The following is a 22,995-nucleotide window of genomic DNA, read 5'->3' as shown; positions in this document are numbered from 1 at the left end:
GCCGGCAGCGGCACCGGTCGGGCGCGACGACCGGGGTCAGAGCATTCCGTCGTCGTCGCGCTCCGAGGGCCGCCGCATCCCGACGACGAGCCAGCCCAGTCCGGCGGCCATCGCGAGCAGGCCCGGCACGATGCCCAGGCCGGCGATTCCGCCGACGAGCGCCGGCAGGGCGAGCAGCACGACACCCGCGACGAGGAGCAGCAGCCCGAACAGGCTGGAGAGGCCGATCCGGGGGAGCGGCGGCGGTTCCGGCGGGACGAAGTGGTCGTCCTCGGCGGGCGTCGGGTGCGGACGGTGCGCGGCCGGCGGCGTCGGGCGCACCGGCTCCGGCTCGGCGGCGGGCGTGAAGAGCTCGTCGGCGGGCCGCTCGGGGTGAGCGGAGGGCTGACCCTGCGGGGGCGTGGCGAGCCCGATCCCGGACGAGGGCCCGTCGTCGGGCACGACGGGCCAGCGGGGCGCGTCGGAGGCGGCCCAGTCCGCGACGATGGCGGCGAAGGCGGCGTCGACGTCGGCCGGCTCGGAGAACTGTCGGGCGTCCGCCGGTCGGCCGGAGGCGGTCTCGTCCCGGCGGGCGGCGTCCTCGGGGTCGGGAGTGCTCATGCGGGGTTCCCTGCTTCGGCGCGGGCGGCTCTGGCGGCATCGAGCCGGCGGGTGAACTCGGTGCTGCCGGCGAAGATCGTGGGGGCGTCGTGGTCGAGCGTCGCCACGTGGAAGCTGTCGTGGAGCACGACCTCGGAGACGTCGGTGGCCGAGACCCCGTCGAGGACGAGGCGGGCGTTCACCGGTTCCACCACGTGGTCCGAGGTCGAGCGGTAGAGCAGCACCGGGCTCGTCACGCGCGGGAGGTCCTCGCGGACGACGGCCCAGAGCTCGGTGAGGGAGACGAACGCCTTGAGCGGCACCCGGTCGTAGCCGAGCTCGGTGACGCCGGGCTTGGCGACGTCGTTGGCCACGCCGGGCGCCCACGGCCAGAGCCGGGCGAGGTAGCGGGCGAAGGCCGCGTCGCGGCGCAGCGTGGTGACCGAGGGGTTGACCAGGCAGATGCCGGCGATCCGGTCGCCGTACTCCTCCGCGACGCGCAGCGTGAGCGTGCCACCCATCGAGAGCCCGAAGACGAACACGGAGCGGTACCGGCCGAGCAGGTCGTCGACCGCGCGTGAGATCTCGCCGTACCAGTCCGGCCAGCGGGTGGCCTGCATGTCGCGCCACCGGGTGCCGTGCCCGGGCAGGCGCGGGCCGCGCACCGCGATCCCCTCGGCGGCGAGGTACTCGCCCCAGGGCCGCATGCTCTGCGGGCTGCCCGTGAAACCGTGCGAGAGCACGACGCCGATCTCGGCACCCTCGGGGTCGGCGGAGAAGGGCTCCGCCCCGGGCATCACCGGCACACGTGCCTCCACGACGGGGATCTCGGGCGCGGCGACGCCCGGCTCCCATCGTGGCACGTCCCACACCTCGGCGGTACGTGCAGGTGCCCGATCCGGTGGTGTCGTCGGTGGCCGGTCGGTGGACGGTCCTGACGCGCTGTCGTTGTCGCCCGACACGCCGCTGCCTAGGCTGCGACATCCGAGGGGTCCTCCGGAAGGGGAGCGGTGCTCTACTGGTTGATGAAGTGGGTCTTCATGGGCCCGCTCATGCGCATGGCGTTCCGGCCGGAGGTGCGGGGCGCGGACAACCTGCCCCGCACCGGGGGTGCGCTCGTCGCGTCGAACCACCTCGCGGTGCTGGACTCCTTCGTGCTGCCGTTGATGGTGCCCCGGCGGATGGCGTTCCCGGCCAAGGCGGAGTACTTCACGACGCCGGGTCCGGTCGGGACCCTGCAGCGCTGGTTCTTCACCGGGATGGGCCAGGTCCCGATCGAGCGCGGCAACGGCCGCGCCGCCCGCGCCGCCCTCGACACCGGCATCGGCGTGCTGCGCGAGGGACGGCTGTTCGGCATCTACCCCGAGGGCACCCGCTCGCCCGACGGCCGGCTCTACAAGGGGCGCACCGGCGTGGCCCGCATGGCGCTCGAGGCCGGGGTGCCCGTCGTCCCGGTGGCGATGATCGGGACCGACCGCGCCAACCCGGTCGGCTCCCGGCTGTGGCGTCCGGTGAAGATCACGATCGTCATCGGCCGGCCCCTGGACTTCTCGCGCTACGCCGGGATCCCCGACGACCGCCAGGTCGAGCGCGCCATCACCGACGAGGTGATGGACGCCATCCTGGAGCTCTCGGGCCAGGAGTACGTGGACGTCTACGCGTCGAAGGCGAAGGAGAGCGCGGGCGACGCCACCGCGGCCTGACAGAATCGGGCGTCGTGGCCCGGATCTTCTACGACTGCGAGTTCATCGAGGACGGGACGACGATCGACCTCGTCTCCCTCGGGGCGGTCGACGAGGACGGCCGCGAGTTCTACGCGATCTCGCGGGCGTTCGACCCCATGAAGGCGGGCCCCTGGGTCCGCAAGCACGTGCTGGACAAGCTCCCGCCGTCGTCGGACCCGGCCTGGCGCAGCCGCCTGCAGCTGCGGGAGGACTTCCACGCCTTCGTGACGGCGGGTCCGGGTCCGGTGGAGCTCTGGGCGTGGAACGCGCCGTACGACCACGTGGTCGTCGCGCAGCTGTGGGGCGCCATGCCCGACCTGCCGCGGAACCTCCCGCGCTTCACCCGGGACCTGCGCCAGCGGTGGGACGACGTCGGGCGCCCCGAGCTCCCGCCGGCGCCGCCGGACGCCCACGACGCGCTCGCCGACGCCCGACACAACCTCGTCAAGTGGAAGGTCATCGACGAGATCTGGCGCGCACGGATGGGCGCGCCGGAATGATCGCCCGCGGGGGCGGGTTCCCTCGCGGTATGAGCGAGCAGGTGGAGACCAACCCGACCGACTGGGTGCGCGAGCAGATCGAGCAGATCGAGCGCACCGGCACCACGGAGGGCATCACTGTCAAGGGGTCGCCGATCGTCCTCATGACGCTGCGCGGCGCGAAGACCGGGAAGCTGCGCCACACCCCGGTGATGCGCGTCGAGCACGACGGCGACTACGCCATCGTCGCGTCCAAGGGCGGGGCGGACGAGCACCCGACCTGGTACCACAACATCGTCGCGAACCCGGAGTTCCCCATCCAGGACGGACGCGAGACGAAGACCTACCGCGCCCGCATCGTCGAGGGCGAGGAGCGCGCCACGTGGTGGGAGCGGTCGGTCGCCGCGTACCCGCCCTACGCCGACTACCAGAAGGCCACCGACCGCGAGATCCCGGTGTTCGTGGCCGAGCCCGTGTAGGTCGCCGCGGCCCGTGAGTACGTTGGGTGGCGATCACCGCCGCACTCACGGGCCGGAGGCACCTTGCGCATCGGACTGGTCGGCGGCGGCTTCCCGGAGGTCCGGCGGTGCCTCACCGCGGCCCTGGCCGAGCTCGCGATCCCCGAGCTGGACGGGGCGGAACTCGTCGACGTGCCGCACGCCGCGCCCGCCCCGGCCGACGTGCTCGCCCCGCTGGGCAGCACCGTCGACGGCCCGCTGATCGACGCGTGCGGGGCACGGCTGGTCCAGCAGTTCGGCGTCGGCGTGTCCGGGGTCGACCTGGCCGCGGCCCGGGAGCGGGGCGTCCCGGTGGCCAACGTGCCCGGCGGCGGCTCGGGCAACGCCACGGCCGTCGCCGAGATCGCCCTGCTCCTGCTGCTGGCCCTGCTGCGCCGCTACGAGGAGGCGCGGGCCGGGGTCGCCGAGAAGGCGGTCGGCTCGCCGATGGGCGTCATGCTCCGCGGCCGCACGGTGGCCGTGCTGGGCACCGGCGACATCGGCGTCGAGGTGGCCGTCCGGCTGCGGGCCTTCGGGGTGCACGTCGTCGGCATCGGGCGCCGGGAGGCGGCGGACTACCCGGCGGCCGCCGCCGTGATCGACGAGTACCGCCGCGGCGACCTCGCGGCGGCGCTCGCGGGCTGCGACGACCTCGTCGTGGCGTGCCCGCTCACCGAGGAGACCCGCGGCGTCGTGTCCGACGCCGCACTCGCCGCCCTCAATCCGGGTGGCCACCTGGTCAACGTGGCCCGTGGCCCCGTCGTCGACCGCGAGGCGCTGCTGGCCGCCCTGGCCGGAGGACGCCTCGCCGGCGCGGGCCTGGACGTGACGTGGGTCGAGCCGATCGACCCGCACGACGAGCTGCTCGACCACAACGTGCTGGTCACCCCGCACGTCGGGGGCATCACCGAGCAGTCCTACGCCGGCATGGCCCGGGAGTTCGTGACGAACGTCGGCCGCTTCGTCCGAGGGGAACCGATCCGGCACCGCGTCGCGTGACAGTAGGGTGATGTCTCGTGTGGTCCGTCGACCTGCCCGTGGATGCCCTGCCCGGCCTGCCGCCCCTGCCCGCCGAGATGCGGGAGCGGTTGGACGCGGCGTTGTCGAAGCCGGCGGCGCAGCAGCCGGCGTGGCCGGACGCCTCGGCGGTGACCGACGCGCGGACCGTGCTCGAGCACGTCCCGCCGATCACGGTGCCCGCCGAGATCGACCGGCTGCGCGGCCAGCTCGCGGCGGTCGCGCGGGGTGAGGCGTTCCTGCTGCAGGGCGGGGACTGCGCGGAGACCTTCGCCGACAACACCGAGCCGCACCTGCGCGGCAACATCCGCACGCTGCTGCAGATGGCGGTGGTGCTGACCTACGGCGCCTCCACCCCCGTGGTCAAGATCGGGCGGATCGCCGGGCAGTACGCCAAGCCCCGCTCGAGCGAGGTCGACGCGTTCGGCCTGCCGTCCTACCGCGGCGACATGGTCAACTCGCTGGCCGCGAACGCCGAGCTGCGGATCCCCGACCCGGGCCGGATGATCCGGGCCTACGCCAACGCCTCCGCGGCGATGAACCTGACCCGGGCGCTGACCTCGGGTGGGATGGCCGACCTGCACGAGGTCCACGACTGGAACCGGGAGTTCGTCGCGAACTCCGCCGCCGGCGAGCGCTACGAGGCCGTCGCCGCCGAGATCGACCGGGCGTTGCGGTTCATGTCCGCGTGCGGGGTCACCGACCACTCCCTGCACGCCACCGAGATCTACGCCAGCCACGAGGCGCTGGTGCTGGACTACGAGCGGGCCATGCTGCGCCTGGACTCGACCCGCCGTGACGACCCGCGGCTGTTCTCCCTCGGCGCGCACTTCCTGTGGGTCGGGGAACGCACCCGGGCCCTGGACGGCGCCCACATCGCGTTCGCGGAGCTGCTGGCCAACCCGATCGGGCTGAAGATCGGGCCGGGCACCACCCCGGAGCAGGCCGTGGAGTACGTCGAGCGGCTCGACCCGAACCACGAGCCCGGCCGGCTCACCCTGATCTCCCGGATGGGTGCGGGGAAGGTCCGCGACGTGCTGCCGGGCATCGTGGAGAAGGTCACCGCCTCCGGGCACCAGGTGATCTGGCAGTGCGACCCGATGCACGGCAACACCTACGAGGCCACCACCGGGTTCAAGACCCGCCACTTCGACCAGGTCGTCGACGAGGTGCAGGGCTTCTTCGAGGTCCACCACCGGCTGGGCACCCACCCCGGCGGCATCCACGTCGAGCTGACCGGCGAGGACGTCACCGAGTGCCTCGGCGGCGCCCAGGAGATCTCCGACACCGACCTCGCCGGCCGCTACGAGACCGCCTGCGACCCCCGCCTGAACACCCAGCAGTCCCTCGAGCTCGCCTTCCTCATCGCGGAGATGCTGCGCAACTAGGGCGTGCCGGCGGTCAGGGGGTGCCGAGCCCCCAGCCGACGATGCCCGACGCGACGCTGACGGCGGTCACGGCGAACACCCACGCGACGAAGATGCGTCGGGACCGGATGCGGTCCCGGCGGCGGGCGTGCCGCTCCACGCGGTCGACGACGTCCGCGTTGCGGGTCTCCGTTCGCGACGGCGGGTCCGGCTCGTCGTCCGGGTCGGGCTCCGGCTCCCGGGCCGGGGGCGGCGGGTCGTCGACCGGGGCCCGCGGCGTGGGTCCGGTGAACACGCGGGTCCCGGTGTGCGGGGGCGGCGCGGCCGCGGTCCGGCGTCTGCGCGGCGCGCCCACCGGAGCGAAGGGCAGCGACTCCTCCTGCCGCACCCGGCGGGCCTGCTCCAGGAACGCCGCCGCACTGTCGAGCCGGTCGTCGGGGTCGCGCCGGGTGGCCGCGACGACGAGCCGGTCGAGCGCCCGGGGTATGCCCGGGGCGCGGGTGGACGGCGCGGGGACGTCGACGTTCACGTGGCGGTACGCGACGGCCAGGGCGGTGTCCCCGCCGTGCGGCGGGACGCCCGTGAGCAGTTCGAACAGCACGACCCCGGCTGCGTAGACGTCGCTGCGCTCGTCGGTGCGGCCGTGCTGGACCTGTTCGGGCGCGAGGTAGGCGGCGGTGCCGAGGATGAGGTCGTCGGAGGTGGAGCCGCCGGTGTCGAGCGAGCCGTCGGCGGCGCCGTCCCAGGCGGCCGCCACCAGCCCGAAGTCGGCGACCTTGAGCGCCCCGGTGCTCGACACGAGCACGTTCTCCGGCTTGACGTCCCGGTGCACCATGCCCATCCGGTGCGCCACCGACAGCGCCGCGAGCACCTGCTCCACCACGGTCAGGGCGGTCGCGGGCGCGAGGCGGACCTGCTCCCGGATGACGTCGCGCAGCGTGCCGCCCTCGACCAGCTCGAGGACCAGGAAGATCGTGCCGTCGGCGTGACGGCCCTGGTCGTGCACCGCGACGATCCCGGGGTGGGAGAGGCGGGCCGCGGCGCGGGCCTCCCGCTCGAAGCGGCGGACGAACACCGGGTCCTGCGCGAGCGACGGGTCCATGATCTTGACCGCCACCGGACGGTCGAGGCGCAGGTCGGTGCCGCGGTGGACGGTGGACATCCCGCCGCGGGCGATCACCTCGCCGACGCGGTAGCGGCCGTCGAGCACCGTGCGGGCGGTCCCCGGGGCGGTGTCGCGCGGCATGGTCGGATGCTAGGCGCGCGGACGGCGGCGCGTCGGTGACGACGCGCGGAGCCCGGTTTCCCGAGAGACTGATGTCGCGGCGCGTGCGCTCTGGCACAGTGTGCTCCGATGACCGCCGCACTGACCGCTCTCGTGGGTCGCGAGATCGACGCCCTCACCCTCGCCGAGGCCGGCGAGCGACTCGGCGTGCCCCGCACCCGTGTCAGCCAGATGATCAAGCAGGGCCAGCTCCTCGGCGTCCGCGAGGGCGACAAGTGGGTGGTCCCGGCCGCCTTCCTCGTCGACACCGGCGTCGTCAAGGGCCTGCCTGGCCTCATCACGCTGCTGCGCGACGGCGGCTACACCGACGCCGAGATCCTCCGCTGGCTCTTCCAGGAGGACCCCACGCTGCCCGGGGCGCCCGTCGAGGCGCTGCGCTCGGACCGCGGCGGGGAGGTCAAGCGCCGCGCCCAGGCGATGGCGTTCTAGGTCCGGTCCGGCGGAGCAGGGTCGCGACGACGGGGGCGAGGGCCGCGGTGCGTCGCGGTCCGAGGGTGCGCAGCAGTCCGGTCACGACGGCGGGCCCGTGCCAGGCCCGGACGCGGTCCACGCCGTCCACGACGTCCACCGCGAGGAGCGTCGGCGCGTGCGGCGGGTCCGCGCCGTAGGCCTCGGCCCGCCACTGGAGCACGCGGTAGTCGCGGAGCGGCAGCACGTCGAGTCCCGCGACCCGTCGTCGTACCTCGGCGGCGACGGCCCGGCAGCGGTGGCAGTCCCCGTCGAAGGCGAGGACGAGCTCGTCGGGCATCCCGGTCACCGGGTCCGGCGGCGGGCCCCGGGTCGGTGGCGGGCCGCGACGGCGCGGAGCAGGCCCGGACCGGCGACGGCGGCACGGCGGGCGTTGCTCACGACCACGCGGCGGGCGAGCACGTCGTAGTCCGCGGCGACGATCTCGTCGAGGATGCCGCCGTAGAGCACCGACGCGGTCCGCACGCAGGGCCGGGAGACCGGGTCGAGCAGGGCGATCCCCGCGTCGGCCCGCCGGTAGATCGCCCGGGTGCGGGCGACGAGGTGCGCGATCGCCCGCCGGACGCGGGGGTCGGTGTACTCCCGCTCCCGGCACCAGCCGAGCAGCTCGCGGTCGACGCCGAAGGCGGCCAGTTCGTCGGCCGGCAGGTAGACGCGGCCGCGGTCGAGGTCCTCCCCGACGTCGCGCAGGAAGTTCGTGATCTGGAACGCGACGCCGAGCGCGGCCGCCGACGGTTCGGCCTCCTCGCGGGGCACGACCGTGCCCAGCACCGGCAGGACCTGCAGCCCGATCACGGCGGCCGACCCGTGCACGTAGACCGCGAGGTCGTCGAACGTCGGGTAGTCGGTGACGGTGAGGTCCATGGCCATCGAGTCCATGAAGTCCTCGAAGTACCGGTGGTCGATGGCGTAGCGCTCCACCGTGTGGGCGAGGGCGGCGACGACCGGCTCGTCGGCCAGCACGTCGCCCGTCCACCCCCCGTCGCCGTGCTCGCCCGCGTCCCCGGACAGTGCCACCCGCATCCGCGCGCGGATCTCCTCGATGCGCGCCACGACCTCGGCCACGGTGGCGGCGCCCGGGGCGTCGACCACGTCGTCGGCCATCCGCGCGAACCCGTACAGCGCGTGGATCGCCGGGCGCTGGGCGGGCGTCAGCAGCCGGGTCGCCAGGAAGTAGGTGCGGCCGTGCTCGGCGTTCAGCGCGCGGCACCGGGCGTAGGCGCCGCGCAGGGCCGGCGTCGTGATCCCGGCGGCGTCCAGCTCGGCCGCCGCCCCGCGCGCCGGCAGGGCCACGCCCGTCGTCATGGTCGAGCTCCGCTGCGCTGCGTCCGCCCCGTCATGAACGCTTCCCGACGATCCTCGCTGCCGCCAGCTTGCCGGAGACGACCACCGTGGGGACGCCGACGCCGGGCGTGGTGCCGCACCCGGCGAGGAAGGCGTTGTCCACGCCGCGGATCCGGTTGCTCGACCGGAAGGGTCCGGTCTGCGCGAAGGTGTGCGCCGCCGAGAACGGTGTCCCGGCGGCCATGCCCATCGCGGCCCAGTCGGCGGGGGAGATGCGGTGCTCGGCGACGACGTGGTCGCCGAGGTCGATCCCGCGCCCGGCGAGGACGTCGAGCAGCTCGTCGCGGTAGCGCGGTCCCACCCGGTCCCAGTCGAGGTCGGGCGCCGTGGCCTGGTTGGGGCACGGCGCCAGCACCGAGACATAGTCGCCGCCCGCGGGCGCGAGCGTCGGGTCGGTCGCGGTCGGGCGGGTGACCAGCAGCGACGGGTCGGACATCAGCCGGCCGTCGGTGATGATCTCGTCGAACGTCGACGCCCAGGCGTCGCCGAAGGAGATCGTGTGGTGGCCGAGGTCGGGCACCGGTCGGTCGAGGCCCAGGTGGACCACGTACGCGGACGGCGACCAGCGCAGCGGCACGGCCCGGCGCGGGGTCCGGCCCAGCATCCGGTGGACGACGGGGAGGTCCGGCGTGAGCACCACCGCGTCGGCCGGGATGGAGCCGTCGTCGGTCTCGACGGTGGTCACCCGCGACCCGCTCCGGGTCAGCCCGGTGACGGTGGTGCCGTAGCGGAAGGTGACCCCGGCCGCGGTCGCGGCGTCGGCGTACGCCTGGGGGAGGGCCCGCACGCCCCCCTTCGGGAAGTACACCCCGGCGATCGTGTCCATGTAGGCGATGACGGCGTAGGCGGCCAGCGCTTTCGCCGGCGGCACCCCGGCGTAGAGCGCCTGGAAGGAGAAGATGCGGCGCAGGCGCTCGTCGTCGATGAACCGGCTGATGCGCGGGCCGAGCCGGCCGAAGCCGCCGAGCAGCCCGAGCCGGACGAGATCGGGGGACAGGACGTCGAGCGGCGAGTCGAAGTTCGCGTCGATGAACGTCGCCATCTGCACGCCGTAGAGCTCGGTCAGCCACGTCCGCAGCCGGCGGTAGCCCTCGGCGTCGCGCGCCGAGACCTTCTCCCGGATCTCCTGCTCCATGGCGTCGCCGTCGGTGTGGACCCGGAGTTCGGAGCCGTCGGCGAACCGCGCGTGGTAGGCGGGGTCGAGGCGCACCAGGTCCAGGCGGTCGCCCAGCTTCTCGCCGACCGCGGTCAGCGGCTCCTCGAGCAGGTCGGGCATCGTGATGACCGACGGGCCGGTGTCGAGCCGGAAGGCGCCTCCCCGGCCGTCGGGGAGGTCGATGCGCCCGGCGCGGCCGCCGGCGAACGGTTCCCGCTCGACGACGGTGACCTCGCGTCCCGCGCCCCGCAGGTGCAGGGCCGCGGTGAGCCCACCGAGGCCCGCACCGACGACGACGACGTGGTCGCCGGCCATCAGAACGTCCGCCGCGTGGCCTTGACCGCGAGCCCGCTGAGCCGCTCGTGGGCCTCGGGGTCGAGCGGGGCGGCGGCCAGGGCGTCGAGCGCGGACGCGGTGAGCGTGGTGATGCGTTCCTCCACCTCGTCGACGACGCCGAGCTCCACCAGAGCGTGCCGCGCGGCGTCGACGTCGGTCGGGGTCAGGTCCTCGCGGCCGAGGGCGTGCTCGACGGGCGCGGCGGCGTCCTGGTCGGGGTGGCGGCGGGCGAGGGCGACGAGCAGCGTGCGCTTGCCCTCGCGCAGGTCGTCGCCCGCGGGCTTGCCGGTGACGGCCGGGTCGCCGAAGACGCCGAGCAGGTCGTCGCGCAGCTGGAAGGCGATCCCGAGGTCGGTGCCGAACCGGCGGTAGGCCGTGACGATGTCGTCGTCCGCACCCGCGAGCGCGGCGCCGAGGTGCAGCGGCCGTTCGATGGTGTAGGCCGCCGTCTTGTACCGGCTGATCCGCAGCACGCCCTCGGGGGTGGCCAGATCGGTGGCGTGCCCGACGACGTCGAGGAACTGGCCGGTCAGCATCTCCGTGCGCATGGCGTCCCACACCGCGGCCGCGCGCGTGAGCTCCGGGCCCGTGAGTCCGGCGGACCGGAGCATGTCGTCGGACCAGGCCAGCGCGAGGTCCCCGACGAGGATGGCGACGGCGGCGCCGAGCCGCTCGGAGGAACCGATCCAGTCACGCTCCGCGTGCCGGGCCGTCCAGCGCGCGTGCACCGTCGGGATCCCGCGGCGCAGGTCGGAGTCGTCGATCAGGTCGTCGTGCACCAGAGCGCAGACCTGGACGAGCTCGAGCGCGGCCACGGCGCGCAGCACGACGTCGGGGGTGGGGGAGGGGCGGGTCGCCCCGCCGGCGCCGCGCCAGCCCCACCAGGCGAAGGTGGGACGCAGGCGCTTGCCGCCACCGAGCGCCATCGTCGCGAGGTCGTCGACCGCGTCGACGAACTCCGGCGCGAGGTCCGCACACGTCTCGCGACGTCCCTCGAGGTAGTGGCCGAGCTCCGCAGTGACCGCGGCCGGCAGGTCGGCCTCGATCCCGTCGATCTGCCCGATGTGCCCCGTGTCCTGCGCGGACAGCGTCCGGCCCACGGTCATCCGATCTCCTCCCGCCGTCACCGATCGCCAGCGTAGGGAACCCGCGCCGGACCGGCTGGGCGGGCGCAACCCCTCGCGTCGACCGTCACACGAAAGCCCCACACGCGCCGCTCGGCCACGTATGGTCACCGGATGGCCACTGTCATGGAGCGGATCCAGCGTGGGACGCCGACCTTCTCGGTGGAGTTCTTCCCCCCGAAGACCGACGAGGCGGAGCGCACGCTCTGGAACACCGTGCGCTCGATCGAGCCGCTGGACCCGGCGTTCGTCTCGGTGACCTACGGTGCCGGGGGGTCGAGCCGGGACCGCACCGTCCGCACCACCGGACGCATCGCGACCGACACGACCCTCACCGCGATGGCCCACCTCACCGCGGTGGACGCCTCGATGGACGACCTGCGCCACGTCATCGGCTCGTACGCCGAGGCGGGCATCTCCAACGTCCTCGCGATCCGGGGTGACCCCCCGAACGACAAGGACGCCGAGTGGGTGCCGCACCCCGCCGGCTTCTCCTACACCGAGGAGCTGGTCCACATGGTCCGGCGCCTCGGCACGTTCTGCGTGGGCGTGGCGGCCTTCCCGTACCTGCACCCGCGGTCGGCGGACGAGGACGCCGACACGCGCTTCTTCGTGCAGAAGGTGAAGGCGGGCGCGGAGTTCGCGATCACCCAGATGTTCTACGACGCCGAGCAGTTCCTGCGGATGCGTGACCGCATCGCGGCCGCGGGCTGCGAGATCCCGATCATGCCCGGGCTCATGCCGATCACCACGCCCAAGGCCATGGAACGGGGCGCGGACTTCTCCGGGGCCGCACTGCCCGCCGCCATGACCGAGCGGCTCGAGCCGCTCGTCGACGACGCCGCCGCGTTCCGGGACGCGGGCATCGACCTGTGCGTCGAGCTCTCGCAGCGGATGTACGACGAGGGCGTCCGCAACATCCACTACATCAGCATGAACCGGCACCCCGCCGTGGTGGACGTGGTGCAGCGCCTCGGCGTCGCGGCCACCCCGGGCGCCTGACCCGCCTCAGCGGCGCGCCCGCCGGTCCACCCGGGGGCGCGTCGCGGCGGCGAGCGCGAACACGATGCCCGCCGCCACCAGCACCACCGCGGTGAGCAGCAGGGCCCAGCTCACCCACGACGGGGCGTTCGGGTCGGGGTACTCGGCGACCGCGTTGACCTCGCCCACCGCGCCCGGCGTGAAGGTCCAGGTCACGACGCCCTGCGTCTGGGTGCCGTCGGTCTGGCGCACCGTGCCCGGGAACGCGATCTTGAGCTGGACGTCCGCGCTCTCCGGCGACACGCGCGTCAGGTCGACCTGGCCCGAGAGCACCACCCGGTCACCGGCCCGGCGCAGCTGGAGCCGGATCGCCGACGACGTACTGGGGCTGAGCTGGGGGAGCAGCCGGGACACGTCGTCGAACGACAGGTCCTGGAACACGACGTGCGACCCGACGTAGCCGTCCTGCTCGTAGCGGGTGACCGTGACGTCGCCCGAGAGGTCGGACGGCACCTGCAACGGCGGACCGTTCCCCGCGGGCGTGCCGTCGGGCGTGCCGACGTCGATCGTCCCCGAGACCCTGTCCTGCGGCGACACCGCGAGCCCGGCGCGCACCCGGACGCACCCGGTGCCCAGCAGGCCCACCAGCGCCAGGACGAGGGCGAACAGGACCAGGGAGCTGCGACGGCGGGTGGGCACGCCGACATCGTGCCAGGCGGGTCCGACACCCTCCGGCGGACGCGCGCTCAGGGCCGGTCGGCGGGCTCGAGCGGGAGCGTGCGGCCGAGGACCGCGAACGGGCGCGGGTCGCTCGAGAACCGGTGGTGGCGCAGCACGTCGCGGAAACCGCAGCGGCGGTAGAGGAGCCAGGCGCGGGTGGGTGCCGGCGCCTCGGGGGTGGAGAGCAGCACGTGCCCGGCGTCCGCCCGGTCCAGCAGGCGGCGCAGCAGCGCCTCCCCGAGGCCGTGGCCCTGGGCGTCGGTACGCACGTGGAGCTCGGTCAGCTCGAAGTAGTCGCCGAGGTAGCGGTCCGGGTCGTCGTCGAGGGGCCACGGGTCGAGGTCGGGGGCCTCGGACGACCCACCGGACCCGCCGGGGTCGCCGAGCAGGCGCCCGAGCCCGTTGCCGAACAGCCCGCCGCCGGATCCCCGGGACGGCCGGTGGGCGCGCCGCAGGCCGCGGCGCACCTCCTCGTACCACCACTGACCAGGGGCGCCGGGGTAGCCGTACGCGATCCCGCGCAGGGTGTCGTCGGCGTCGACCGCGCCGACCGCGCGCCAGCCGACCCGCCGGGCGTGCTCGAGCCACATCGGCGCCCGCTGGCGGGCGGTGCCCGGCGGGTAGCCCATGGCCCGGACGTAGAGGTCCAGCGCCTCGTCGAGACGGCGGCCCAGCTCCGCGGGGTCCAGGTCGACCAGGTGCGGGTCCTCCGGTGCGGCCGTCACCGGTCGGCCCGCGCCGGTCGGAGCCCGTGGGCGGGTGTCACCGACGCCACTGCCTCCCGGTCCATCGCCCCATCTCATCACGCCGGGCGTCGCGGATCACGCCCACTCCCGGACGACTTGACGATCGCACCGGTGCAGGGTTCACTCGTGGATGTCGAACACGTGTTCGACAGGGCCGGTCGGCGGGGCGTGGGGAAGCGTCCCGTCGGCCGCGCCGGCCGCCGGCTTCCCCACGGTGGCAGGCACAGCCCGCTCCCGCACGAGGCGGGGCGGGGAGGAGCGCGCCGCCCGTGGAGGACGCATGGTTCGCAGCCCGTCGCCGGTGCAGGTCCGGTGCGTCGACGGGGACCCCGTCGAGTTCCAGCGCCGACCCAACCGACGGGACAGCCACTACCTGGTCACCGAGGTCCAGGAGCGCTGGATCGAGGAGTCGCGATGGCCGTTCCGGTCCGCGATGCCGATCGGGGGCGACCGGTGCCGGTGCTGGCGGGTCCTCGCCCGGCGCTCCGACGAGCCGCATCTGCCGGCCAGCGAATTCGTCCTGCGCATGCGCTCCGGCCCGGGGGTCTGGGACCTCCGCTGGCTGACCTGACCACCCCACTCCCCGAGGAGACCTCCGTGAGCACCACGACCACCGCCACCACGGGCGACCTGTTCGACACCGGCGCGGCCTCCGCGCCCGTCCCGCGCAGCCCGCGTCGCGGCCCGGCCTCCGGTCGGGCCCCGGTCGCCGGTCACCGGGGCGAGGGCCGCCGGCGTGCGGCCGCCACACCGCGGCCGCCCGCCCCGCCGCCCTCGCGCTCGGTGGTGACGCTGCTGGGTTCCGCCCGGGAGGGGCTGCGCGAGGCGCAGGGCGCGTCCACGCCGGCCGAGCGTTTCCGCCTGGCCCACCTGTCGGCGCTCCGCTCGGCCGCCGCCGTGCTGGCGGTGCGGGCGACGGCGCGACGTTCCTCCCGGCCCACCGACGCGTGGACGCTGCTCAGCTCGGTCGCCCCGGAGTACGGCGAGTGGGCGGCGTTCTTCGCGGCGCACTCCTCGACGCGGTCGGCGGTCGAGGCCGGCGCGACGCGGCTGGTCGGGCAGCGCGACGCGGACGACATGGTGCGCCAGGCCGACCTGTTCCTCGCCCTCGTGACGCGGACGGTGGCGGGCCTGCGCCCGTCCTGAGGTCAGCCGGTCCGGCGGCCGCGTCGCTCGCGGGCGCTGTGGCCCGCCCGCACGATCCGGCCGAGCAGCACGTCGAACTGCTGGGCGATCTCCCGGGCGCCGGGGGTGTCCCACCGCTGGATCGGGACGCCCGCGCCCTGCGCCTGCTGCACGGCCGTGCGGTCGGGCAGCACGCCGGAGAGCACGAGCGGACCGAACAGCTCGCGGAGCTCGTTCACGCGGAACTCGTGCTCGGCCGACCGGGCGCGGTACTTGTTGATCAGGACGCCGAGCGGCTGCAGCCGGGGGTTGTGGGCCCGTTCGGCCTGGACGGCCTCGAAGGCGCGCTGCACGCCGGACACCGCGAAGATGGTCGGCTCGGTGACGAGGACCGCCCGGTCGACCGCGACGAGGGCGGACCGCGTGAGCTGGCCGAGCGAGGGCGGGCAGTCGATCAGCACGAGCTCGTAGTGCGGCAGGGACGCCCCCGCGGTGGCGCCGCGTCGCGGCGGCGCCGTCTCGTCGAGGTCGGCCACCGTGCTGCGCGGCAGGGCGGCCAGCAGGCGGGACAGCCGGCCGAGGCGCTGCGAGCCCGGGTCGGGGTGGTTGTGGCGCTCGATGTCCTCCGAGCCGACGAGGACGTCGATGGCGTCGTCCCACGCGCTCGGGGCGATCGAACTGGCGAGCACGGCGGGGGAGGGGTGCTCCAGGGCGTCGGCGACGGTGGTCTCGCTCTCGCCCGGCTCCAACGCGGTGGTCGCGTTGCCCTGGGGATCCAGGTCGACCACGAGCGTGCGCAGTCCCTGCTTGGCGGCGGCCCCCGCCAGCCCGAGGGTGACGGTGGTCTTGCCGACCCCGCCCTTGAGGCTGAGCACACCCGTCACATGCACGGGGGCAACGTACCGGCTCGCGCGCGGATACCCGATGGGTGAAGCACTACGGTGTGGCCGTGACCGCCCGCCCGGCCCGCGCGCCCGTCCCCTCGGCCGTCGACGTCGTGGCGACGAGCCTGCGCGACGAGCTCGACGCCGTCCGCTCCCGTCGGTCCGCCGACGACGCCGCGGTGCACGTGCTCGACGTGGGCGGGGGCAGCGGCGCGTGGGCCGTGCCGCTCGCCGTCGAGGGCTGCGAGGTGACGGTCGTCGACTCGAGCGCGAACGCGCTGGCGGTGCTGCGCAGCCGCGCCCGGGACGCCGGGGTCGCCGATCGCGTCCGCGCCCTGCAGGCCGACGTCGACGCGCTCGCCGACGTCACCGACGGGGTCCGCGCCGACCTGGTCCTCGGGCACGGCCTGCTCGAGTACGTGGACGACCCGGCCGCCGCGCTGCACTCGCTCGCGACCGCCACCGCACCGGGCGGGCTCATCTCGCTCCTCGTGGCCAACCGCTACGCCGCCGTCCTCGCGCGCGTGGTGAGCGGACGGGTGGGGGAGGCCCACCGCATGCTCGCCGACCCGGCCGGGCGCTGGGGTGCGGCGGACCAGCTCCTGCGGCGGATGGACACCACGGAGATCACCGCCCTCGTCGAGCAGGAGGGGTCGCTCTCCCTGGAACGCGTCCAGGGGCACCGGGTCCTCGCCGATCTCGTGCCCGAGCACGCACCGGACGCCGGGTCCCCGGCCGACCTCGCCGCCCTCGAGGAGCTCGCGGCCACCACGCCGCCGCTGCGCGACCTCGCCTCCCGGATCCACGTCCTCGCCCGCCGTGGGGTCGCCTGACCCCGCGCCGTGAGGTCGGTGTGAGCGGCGTGCCCGTGGATCCGCCCCGTGATCACCGCGCGAGGTCGGATGATCGCGCGGCGTGCCTTGCGGCAGGCGTCTCACCGGCCGAAAGAATGATCGTCGGCGCAGAACACCGGTCCGGGTAGTCGGACTGCCGGACGGCTCGTACGATGAGGACAGCCATCACGTCGATGTGCCGATCGTCCCTTCCCCAGGGATCGATCCTCGCTCTCGTTCCGGTGCCGGAGGAGAACCATGCCGCTCTCCGAGCACGAGCAGCGCTTGCTCGACCAGATCGAGCGCGCGCTCTATGCCGAGGACCCCAAGTTCGCGTCGACCGTCCGCGGTGGCCGACTGCGCCGACCGTCCCGCCGCCGCCGCATCCAGGGTGTGGTGCTCTTCTTCGTCGGGGTCGTCGCGCTCGTGATGGGCCTCGTGTTCATCCAGGCGCTCTCCCCGGGTGGATTCCCGGTCGTGAGCGTGATCGGCTTCCTCATGATGTTCGCCGGCGCGGTCCTCGCGATCACCGCGACCGGGAAGAAGGGCGAGGCCGCCGCCGGTGAGGGCGACGGCAAGGGTGCTGCGGCGGGCGACAAGGACAAGAGTCGCTTCACCACGAAGATGGAGGAGCGCTTCCGCAAGCGCTTCGAGCAGGAGTAGCTCCACCCCGACATTCCGACGCGCCGTCGACCCGCTCAGGGTCGGCGGCGCGTTCGCGTGTCCGGGCTCCGCTCTCGGTCCGTGCCGTCGCGGGGGCGACATGAGGCAGGTCCCGCGGGCCGTGGGCCTGCCTGATGTCACTCTCGCCGACTTCGATTCCCCACCGGGCCCCACCCGACTCCCCACCGGGCCCCACCAGGTCCCCCACCTCTCCCCACCAGGCACCCGAACAGCCCCCGAGCAGGCCCCGAGCAGGCCCCGAGCAGGCCCCGGACTGCCCCGGAGCAGCCCGGACGGCGTGTCACTGCCTGCTCCGACCAGGTGGATCAGGGATGGTCGACGGGCGGTTCCCCCACGTCCCCCACCTCTCCCCACCGGCACTGACCTGGGCGAACTCCACCGATCGGGGCGTACACGCGGCCCCGGCGAGGTTGAAGGTGGAGCGCTGTGGGGTATTGTGGTGCGCAGTGGGGCGATAGGGGCCCATCGGGGAGGTGGGGCCGTGTTCCTCGGCACCCACACCCCGCGATTGGACGACAAGGGCAGGTTGACCCTGCCCGCCAAGTTCCGGGACGAGCTCGCAGGGGGGCTGATGATCACGAAGGGGCAGGACCACTGCCTGTACGTGTTCCCCCGTGACGAGTTCGAGCAGATGGCCCGGAAGGTCGCCGAGGCTCCGTTCACCGACGAGCGGGTGCGCGCCTACCAGCGCTACCTGTTCGCCGGCACCGACGAGCAGCGGCCCGATTCCCAGGGGCGCATCCCCATCAACGCCGAGCTGCGGCGGTTCGCCGGGCTCGACCGGGAGTGCACCGTCATCGGGGCGGTCAGCCGTCTCGAGATCTGGGACTCGGCGAGGTGGCAGGCCTACCAGGACGCCCACGAGGACAGCTACGCGCAGGCCCAGCAGGAGGTTCTCCCCGGGGTCTTCTGACGAGGACCACCGTGTACGACCCACGCCCAGGCGTGGGGGCGTCGGTGCCGTGAGGCCCCGACCCGCAGGGTGACGGCCCTGGCGCACCTTCCCCGGTGCCAGGTCCGCCCGCCCTGCGGGCCGGGACGTGACGGCATCGCCCCGCCCCACCGGGCGCAGGCCGGCGTCCCCGCCGGCCTGCACGCAGGCGGACCGACATGCCGGCCCGCACGCAGCAGACGAGCGCCCGAGTGGAACACGGTGGAGGCGGAGGATGGACCCGACCGGGCCCTCGGGCGACGACGCCCCGCCGTTCACCCACATGCGCCCCACGGGTGAGCGCCACGTCCCGGTGCTGCTCGAACGCTGCCTGGAACTCCTCACCCCGGCGCTCGACCGGTCCGACGCGGTGGTGGTCGACGGCACCCTCGGGCTCGGCGGTCACGCCGAGGCGCTGCTCGCCCGCCACCCCGACCTGACCCTCGTCGGGCTCGACCGCGACCCCGAGGCCCTGCGGCTGGCCGGCGAGCGGCTGGCCCCCTACGCCGGACGCACCCACCTCGTGCACGCCGTGTTCGACGAGATCGCCGACGTCCTCGACCGGCTCGATCTCGCCCGGGTGCACGGGGTCCTGTTCGACCTCGGCGTCTCGTCGCTGCAGCTCGACGAGGACCAGCGCGGCTTCTCCTACTCCCGCGAGGCACCGCTCGACATGCGCATGGACCCCACCACGGGTCCGAGCGCCGCGGACGTCCTCAACACCTACGCACCCGGCGACCTCGTCCGGGTGCTCCGCGACTACGGGGAGGAACGTGCGGCCCGACGCATCGTCGAGGCCGTCGTCCGTGCCCGGCGACGAGCTCCGCTGCGGACCAGCGCGGAGCTCGTCGCCCTCCTCGAGCAGGCGATCCCGGCCGCGAGCCGCCGCACCGGCGGCCACCCGGCCAAGCGCACCTTCCAGGCGCTGCGCATCGAGGTCAACGGCGAGCTCGACGCGATCGCGAACGCCGTCCCGGCCGCCGTGGACGCGCTCGCCCTGCACGGGCGGCTCGTCGTCATGAGCTACCAGTCGCTGGAGGACCGCATCGTCAAGCGGGTCCTCACCCAGCGGTCCCAGGTCACCGCGCCGCCGGACATGCCGGTGCTGCGCGAGGAGGACCAACCCGAACTCGCGCTGCTCACCCGCGGCGCGGAGAAGGCCGACGAGGCCGAGATCGCCGCCAATCCGCGGGCGGCCTCGGTGCGGCTGCGAGCGGCGGAACGCGTCCGGGAGGCGGCATGAGCTCGGCAACCCTGACCCAGCGCACGACGGCGGGTCACGGCACCACCACGGCGACGAGGACCGCGACGACCACCGAGGGTCCGTCGACGGGCACCACGAAGGCCGGCGCCCGGGCCCGTGCCACCTCACGGCGGGCCCCGGCCCCCGGGACGCGGCGCCCCCGCGCGACGAGCACCGCCGCCACGGCCGAGGCCGCGGGTGGCACGGCGCCGTTCGTCCTGCTCATCATGGTGCTGCTGACGTCGGGGCTCGTGGCGACGCTGTGGCTCTCCACCGCCGCCGCGGCCGACTCCTACCGGCTCGACGACGCCCGCCAGGCCACCCGGGACCGCTCCGAGGAGGTCGAGCGGCTCCACCGCGACGTCGCGGCGATGCAGGCCGCCCCGGCCCTCGCGGCGTCCGCCGAGCGCATCGGCATGGTCCCCGCGGGCACGCCCGCCGTCATCCTCGTGCACCCCGACGGCAGCAGTCAGGTCGTCGGCAACCCGCAGAAGGCCCGCGCCGCGGCCCCGCCGCCGCCCCCACCCGCCGCCGCGCCGGGAGCCCCGGCGAACCCGGCCGTGCCCGCGAACCCGGCCAACCCCGCGACCCCGGCCAACCCCGCGAGCCCGGTCCCCGCCGCGGCCACCCCGCAGGACGCCCGGTCCCAGGGTGCTCCCGACCCCGAGGCCCTCGCGTCCGACCCCACCACCGGGGTGCAGTCCTCCGCCGGCGGCGCCCCGGCGCCCGCCCCGGCCGGCGCCGGCGCCACGGGCGGCCGCTGATGGCCCGCCCGCCCGCGACCCTGACGCGGCCCCCGTCCCGCGTACCCAGCGCGCGCCCCCGCGACGACCGTCCGCTCCCGCCCCGTCGACCGGCGCCGCCGCCCCGCAGCGGTCCGCCCCGCCGCCCCCGGGCGCCGCGGCCGCCGGACCCGCGCCGCCGCCTGCGGGTCGGGCGCCTGCTGCTCGTCGTGCTGCTCGTGATCGCCGCGGGCAAGCTCGTCCAGGTCCAGGCCATCAGCGCCGGCGACCTGGCCGCGGACGCCGCGAAGCAGCGCATGACGCGGCTGGTCGTGCCGGCCGAGCGCGGCGCCATCCTCGACCGCGACGGCACCCCGCTGGCGTTCTCCGTCGAGGCGAAGGCACTCGTCGCGAACCCGCGCCGGATCACGGCCGACTGGTCGAGCCCGGAGATCCGCAACACCCCGGGCGCCCCGACCCCGGAGCAGCGCAAGGCCGCGATCGCGCAGGGCATGGGCGCGATCCTGCGCACCGACCCCGCGCCGTTCTACGCCGCGCTGATGAGCGACCGCAGCTACGTCGTGCTCGCGCCGCTCGTGGACCCCACGGCCGCCCGCACGATCCGCGCGCAGTTCCCCGAGATCGCCCAGGAGGACCGCGAGTCGCGGCAGTACCCGGCCGGGGACGTCGGCGGGTCGGTCGTCGGCAGCGCGTCCTGGTCGATGGACAAGAGCCGCATCAACGGCAACGTCGGGCTGGAGAGCGCCGAGGACAAGGTGCTGGCCGGCCAGGACGGCTTCCGCATCGTCGACACCGCCGAGGGCAGCGACGCCGTGATCCCGGGCTCCACCCGGGCCGAGCAGCCCGCCCAGGCCGGGACCGACATCGTCCTCACCCTCGACGCCGACCTGCAGTACACGGTCCAGCAGAAGCTGTCCGCCTACGTCGCGCGCACCGGGGCGAAGGACGGCAGCGCGGTGGTGCTGGACTCGCAGACCGGGCAGATCCTCTCGCTGGCCAACGCCGGCGCGGGCGGCGCACCGGTGTCCGGCGACCCCGCCGTGACCACGCCGTTCGAGCCGGGCTCGGTGAACAAGGCGGTGACGTTCTCGGCGGCGCTCGAGGCCGGGCTCATCAAGCCCGAGGACGTCCTCACGGTGCCCGGCAGCATCAAGGTCGCCGACCGCACGATCAACGACGCCTGGGTCCACGGCCCGGTGCCGATGACGATGAACGGCATCCTCGGCAAGTCCTCGAACGTCGGGACGCTGATGACCGCCCAGCAGGTCGGGCCCGACCGGTTCGCCGACATGCTCGGCAAGCTCGGCATCGGGTCGAAGACCGGCGTCGAGCTGCCGGGCGAGAGCGGTGGCTCGGTGCCGGCCCGGGACCAGTGGTCGGGCTCCACGTTCGGCAACCTGCCGATCGGCCAGGGGCTGTCGATGACGACGCTGCAGATGGCCAGCATGTACCAGGCCATCGCCAACGACGGGGTGCGCGTGCCGCCGCGGGTCATCTCCGCGACGGTCGCCCCCGACGGCGTGCGGACCCCGGCGCCGGCCCCCGAGCCGGTCCGCGCGATGTCGCCGCAGACCGCCGAGACGATGCGCCAGATGCTGCAGTCGGTGACCCAGTCCGGGAAGAGCCCCAACGAGGGCACCGGGGCGAAGGCGGCGATGGACGGCTACCCGGTGGCGGGCAAGACCGGCACCGCGCAGCAGGTCGACCCGGGCTGCGGCTGCTACGCGAAGTCGATCTACTGGATCACCTTCGCCGGCATGTTCCCCGCGGAGCACCCGCGCTACGTCGTGGCGCTCATGCTGGACGCCCCGCCCGGCGGCGACTCGGCGGCGCCGCTGTTCCACGACATCGGCTCCTACCTCGCCGCGCACGGCAACGTGCCGGTGTCGACCGCGCCCCCGCGTCAGGTGCCGCTGCAGCTCAGCCCGTAGACGGGCGGGCGGCGACGGCGCCGCCGACCGGCTCGCGCACACTGACCGCCGTGACGGTGACCGACGAGGATTCCCGCCGGCGGGCGGAGCTGCTCGACGCGACCTACGGCCGCCTCCTGGGCGCGGACGGGGCGGAGCCGTCGCTCCCGGCCCTCGCCGCGATGGTGGGGGCCGAGCCGCGGGCCCTGCTCGACCGGTTCGGCACCGAGGACGGCCTGGTCCGCGCGCTGCTCGCGCGGGCCCGCACCGAACAGCTGCGGGCCCTCGACGCGCTCCCCGACGACGCCGGGCTCGCCACGGTCGGGCGGGTGCTGTGGGAGTGGCTCGCGGCCCCGGCGCACCGCCCGGTGCTGCGGCTGTGGCTCGGGTCCTACAGCCGGTCGCTGGGGGACGGGGCGGGCCCGTGGGCCGGGTTCGCCCGCGACACCGTCCGTGACTGGGACCTCCTGCTCGCCGCCCACCAGCCGACCGACCGCGTGTCGACCCCGGCCGGGGTCGCCGAGCGCGCCCTGCTCCTCGCCGTGCTGCGCGGCGCCCTGCTCGACCTGCTCGCCACCGGCGACGCCCACCGGGCCACGGCGGCCGTGACGGCCCACCTGCACGGGTTCGACGACGGGCGGTGAGGTGGCCCGCGGTCGTGTCGCCGGCGGGAGGGCGCGGGCGGGACCGATCGGGACGGTGAGTAGCCTTCCGCCCGTGCCGCCCGCTCCGAGCCGGACCGCCGTGGGGCCCCTCCCGGGGCCGACGGAGACCTCGCCGAGCGCGTCCCCCGGCGACACCGGCCCGACCGGCGAGGAG

General features: G+C 74.9%; 26 protein-coding genes. 16 read left to right on the top strand and 10 right to left on the bottom strand.

Translation table 11 applies throughout. The features are described 5' to 3' along the window. Nucleotides 1-36: 36 nt before the first annotated feature. Together A3CO_RS36430 and A3CO_RS0128710 are read right to left on the bottom strand one after the other, a co-directional pair. A complete protein-coding gene (locus tag A3CO_RS36430) occupies nt 37-600 on the bottom strand; it encodes a hypothetical protein (protein WP_018335717.1) in 564 nt (187 codons plus the stop codon). Beyond that, complete coding sequence (locus A3CO_RS0128710; RefSeq protein WP_026205111.1) at nt 597-1,385, bottom strand: alpha/beta hydrolase; 789 nt, start codon at nt 1,383-1,385, stop codon at nt 597-599. The genes A3CO_RS36430 and A3CO_RS0128710 overlap by 4 nt, the downstream gene beginning before the upstream one ends. Before the next feature lie 204 nt (nt 1,386-1,589). Here A3CO_RS0128710 and A3CO_RS0128705 point away from each other — a divergent pair, with 204 nt between their 5' ends. From A3CO_RS0128705 to A3CO_RS0128685, 5 genes are all read left to right on the top strand, one after another. Next, on the top strand, nt 1,590-2,282 hold the full coding sequence (locus A3CO_RS0128705) for a lysophospholipid acyltransferase family protein (RefSeq protein ID WP_018335715.1): 693 nt from the start codon (nt 1,590-1,592) through the stop codon (nt 2,280-2,282). A gap of 14 nt (nt 2,283-2,296) precedes the next feature. Beyond that, a complete protein-coding gene (locus A3CO_RS0128700) occupies nt 2,297-2,803 on the top strand; it encodes a polyadenylate-specific 3'-exoribonuclease AS (protein WP_018335714.1) in 507 nt (168 codons plus the stop codon). 29 nt (nt 2,804-2,832) lie between these two features. Further along, nucleotides 2,833-3,261, top strand: coding sequence for a nitroreductase family deazaflavin-dependent oxidoreductase (locus A3CO_RS0128695; protein ID WP_018335713.1), 429 nt, complete (start codon nt 2,833-2,835; stop codon nt 3,259-3,261). Between the two features lie 63 nt (nt 3,262-3,324). Continuing rightward, nucleotides 3,325-4,278, top strand: a complete 954-nt coding sequence (locus tag A3CO_RS0128690; RefSeq protein ID WP_018335712.1) for an NAD(P)-dependent oxidoreductase — start codon at nt 3,325-3,327, stop codon at nt 4,276-4,278. Nucleotides 4,279-4,355: 77 nt separating this feature from the next. Further along, nucleotides 4,356-5,684: a class II 3-deoxy-7-phosphoheptulonate synthase gene (locus A3CO_RS0128685; RefSeq protein WP_425393433.1), complete on the top strand. Its 1,329-nt coding sequence runs from the start codon at nt 4,356-4,358 to the stop codon at nt 5,682-5,684. 13 nt (nt 5,685-5,697) lie between these two features. Here the strand turns inward: A3CO_RS0128685 and A3CO_RS34770 are convergent, their stop codons facing one another. Further along, nucleotides 5,698-6,909 (bottom strand): protein kinase domain-containing protein, encoded by a 1,212-nt coding sequence (locus tag A3CO_RS34770; protein WP_018335710.1) that lies wholly within the window; start codon nt 6,907-6,909, stop codon nt 5,698-5,700. Between the two features lie 108 nt (nt 6,910-7,017). On the opposite strand from A3CO_RS34770, the gene A3CO_RS0128675 reads away from it, so the two are divergent. Then, nucleotides 7,018-7,377: an Rv2175c family DNA-binding protein gene (locus A3CO_RS0128675; RefSeq protein WP_018335709.1), complete on the top strand. Its 360-nt coding sequence runs from the start codon at nt 7,018-7,020 to the stop codon at nt 7,375-7,377. On the opposite strand, the gene A3CO_RS0128670 is transcribed toward A3CO_RS0128675, so the two are convergent. From A3CO_RS0128670 to A3CO_RS0128655, 4 genes are read right to left on the bottom strand one after another with little or no spacing between them, the layout of a single operon-like run. Beyond that, a complete protein-coding gene (locus A3CO_RS0128670; protein WP_157647901.1) occupies nt 7,346-7,696 on the bottom strand; it encodes a hypothetical protein in 351 nt (116 codons plus the stop codon). The two genes, A3CO_RS0128675 and A3CO_RS0128670, sit on opposite strands and share 32 nt — an antisense overlap. Nucleotides 7,697-7,701: 5 nt before the next feature. Beyond that, on the bottom strand, nt 7,702-8,721 hold the full coding sequence (locus tag A3CO_RS0128665; protein WP_033415150.1) for a phytoene/squalene synthase family protein: 1,020 nt from the start codon (nt 8,719-8,721) through the stop codon (nt 7,702-7,704). Nucleotides 8,722-8,752: 31 nt separating this feature from the next. After that, nucleotides 8,753-10,231, bottom strand: coding sequence for a phytoene desaturase family protein (crtI, locus tag A3CO_RS0128660; RefSeq protein ID WP_018335706.1), 1,479 nt, complete (start codon nt 10,229-10,231; stop codon nt 8,753-8,755). After that, the gene (locus A3CO_RS0128655; RefSeq protein WP_018335705.1) at nt 10,231-11,358 is read right to left on the bottom strand and encodes a polyprenyl synthetase family protein; all 1,128 of its coding nucleotides are present in this window, start codon (nt 11,356-11,358) and stop codon (nt 10,231-10,233) included. The genes crtI and A3CO_RS0128655 overlap by 1 nt, the downstream gene beginning before the upstream one ends. Nucleotides 11,359-11,490: 132 nt before the next feature. Between A3CO_RS0128655 and metF the strand changes: the two genes are divergently transcribed. Continuing rightward, complete coding sequence (gene metF, locus A3CO_RS0128650; protein WP_026205108.1) at nt 11,491-12,378, top strand: methylenetetrahydrofolate reductase [NAD(P)H]; 888 nt, start codon at nt 11,491-11,493, stop codon at nt 12,376-12,378. Between the two features lie 6 nt (nt 12,379-12,384). Here metF and A3CO_RS0128645 read toward each other — a convergent pair whose 3' ends face one another. Continuing rightward, nucleotides 12,385-13,056, bottom strand: coding sequence for a DUF3153 domain-containing protein (locus A3CO_RS0128645; protein WP_018335703.1), 672 nt, complete (start codon nt 13,054-13,056; stop codon nt 12,385-12,387). Nucleotides 13,057-13,103: 47 nt separating this feature from the next. After that, on the bottom strand, nt 13,104-13,802 hold the full coding sequence (locus A3CO_RS0128640) for a GNAT family N-acetyltransferase (RefSeq protein WP_018335702.1): 699 nt from the start codon (nt 13,800-13,802) through the stop codon (nt 13,104-13,106). Nucleotides 13,803-14,103: 301 nt separating this feature from the next. Here A3CO_RS0128640 and A3CO_RS0128635 point away from each other — a divergent pair, with 301 nt between their 5' ends. Both A3CO_RS0128635 and A3CO_RS34765 read left to right on the top strand, forming a co-directional pair. Then, nucleotides 14,104-14,394 carry a hypothetical protein gene (locus tag A3CO_RS0128635; RefSeq protein ID WP_026205106.1) on the top strand — a complete coding sequence of 97 codons (291 nt, stop codon included), beginning with the start codon at nt 14,104-14,106 and terminating at the stop codon, nt 14,392-14,394. Nucleotides 14,395-14,420: 26 nt separating this feature from the next. Beyond that, entirely contained in the window at nt 14,421-14,969 is a 549-nt protein-coding gene (locus tag A3CO_RS34765) for an SAV_6107 family HEPN domain-containing protein (RefSeq protein ID WP_018335700.1), read from the top strand. 2 nt (nt 14,970-14,971) lie between these two features. On the opposite strand, the gene A3CO_RS0128625 is transcribed toward A3CO_RS34765, so the two are convergent. Beyond that, complete coding sequence (locus A3CO_RS0128625) at nt 14,972-15,838, bottom strand: ParA family protein (protein WP_157647900.1); 867 nt, start codon at nt 15,836-15,838, stop codon at nt 14,972-14,974. A gap of 59 nt (nt 15,839-15,897) precedes the next feature. Here A3CO_RS0128625 and A3CO_RS0128620 point away from each other — a divergent pair, with 59 nt between their 5' ends. From A3CO_RS0128620 to A3CO_RS0128590, 7 genes are all read left to right on the top strand, one after another. After that, the gene (locus A3CO_RS0128620) at nt 15,898-16,665 is read left to right on the top strand and encodes a class I SAM-dependent methyltransferase (protein WP_245561629.1); all 768 of its coding nucleotides are present in this window, start codon (nt 15,898-15,900) and stop codon (nt 16,663-16,665) included. A 258-nt stretch (nt 16,666-16,923) separates the two neighbouring features. After that, entirely contained in the window at nt 16,924-17,328 is a 405-nt protein-coding gene (locus A3CO_RS0128615) for a DUF3040 domain-containing protein (RefSeq protein ID WP_018335697.1), read from the top strand. A gap of 502 nt (nt 17,329-17,830) precedes the next feature. Continuing rightward, nucleotides 17,831-18,262, top strand: a complete 432-nt coding sequence (gene mraZ / locus A3CO_RS0128610) for a division/cell wall cluster transcriptional repressor MraZ (protein ID WP_018335696.1) — start codon at nt 17,831-17,833, stop codon at nt 18,260-18,262. 301 nt (nt 18,263-18,563) lie between these two features. After that, nucleotides 18,564-19,523: a 16S rRNA (cytosine(1402)-N(4))-methyltransferase RsmH gene (rsmH, locus tag A3CO_RS0128605; RefSeq protein ID WP_026205105.1), complete on the top strand. Its 960-nt coding sequence runs from the start codon at nt 18,564-18,566 to the stop codon at nt 19,521-19,523. After that, nucleotides 19,520-20,287 carry a cell division protein FtsL gene (ftsL, locus tag A3CO_RS37745; RefSeq protein WP_157647899.1) on the top strand — a complete coding sequence of 256 codons (768 nt, stop codon included), beginning with the start codon at nt 19,520-19,522 and terminating at the stop codon, nt 20,285-20,287. The genes rsmH and ftsL overlap by 4 nt, the downstream gene beginning before the upstream one ends. Beyond that, nucleotides 20,287-22,197 (top strand): peptidoglycan D,D-transpeptidase FtsI family protein, encoded by a 1,911-nt coding sequence (locus A3CO_RS0128595; protein ID WP_084682252.1) that lies wholly within the window; start codon nt 20,287-20,289, stop codon nt 22,195-22,197. Before ftsL ends, A3CO_RS0128595 begins: the two co-directional genes overlap by 1 nt. A 50-nt stretch (nt 22,198-22,247) precedes the next feature. After that, the gene (locus A3CO_RS0128590; RefSeq protein ID WP_018335692.1) at nt 22,248-22,820 is read left to right on the top strand and encodes a hypothetical protein; all 573 of its coding nucleotides are present in this window, start codon (nt 22,248-22,250) and stop codon (nt 22,818-22,820) included. Nucleotides 22,821-22,995 lie beyond the last annotated feature (175 nt).

Source organism: Actinomycetospora chiangmaiensis DSM 45062 (assembly GCF_000379625.1).
Lineage (GTDB): Bacteria > Actinomycetota > Actinomycetes > Mycobacteriales > Pseudonocardiaceae > Actinomycetospora > Actinomycetospora chiangmaiensis.
Note: the sequence above shows the minus strand (reverse complement) of the source record. Positions and strands in the feature narration are given on the sequence as shown.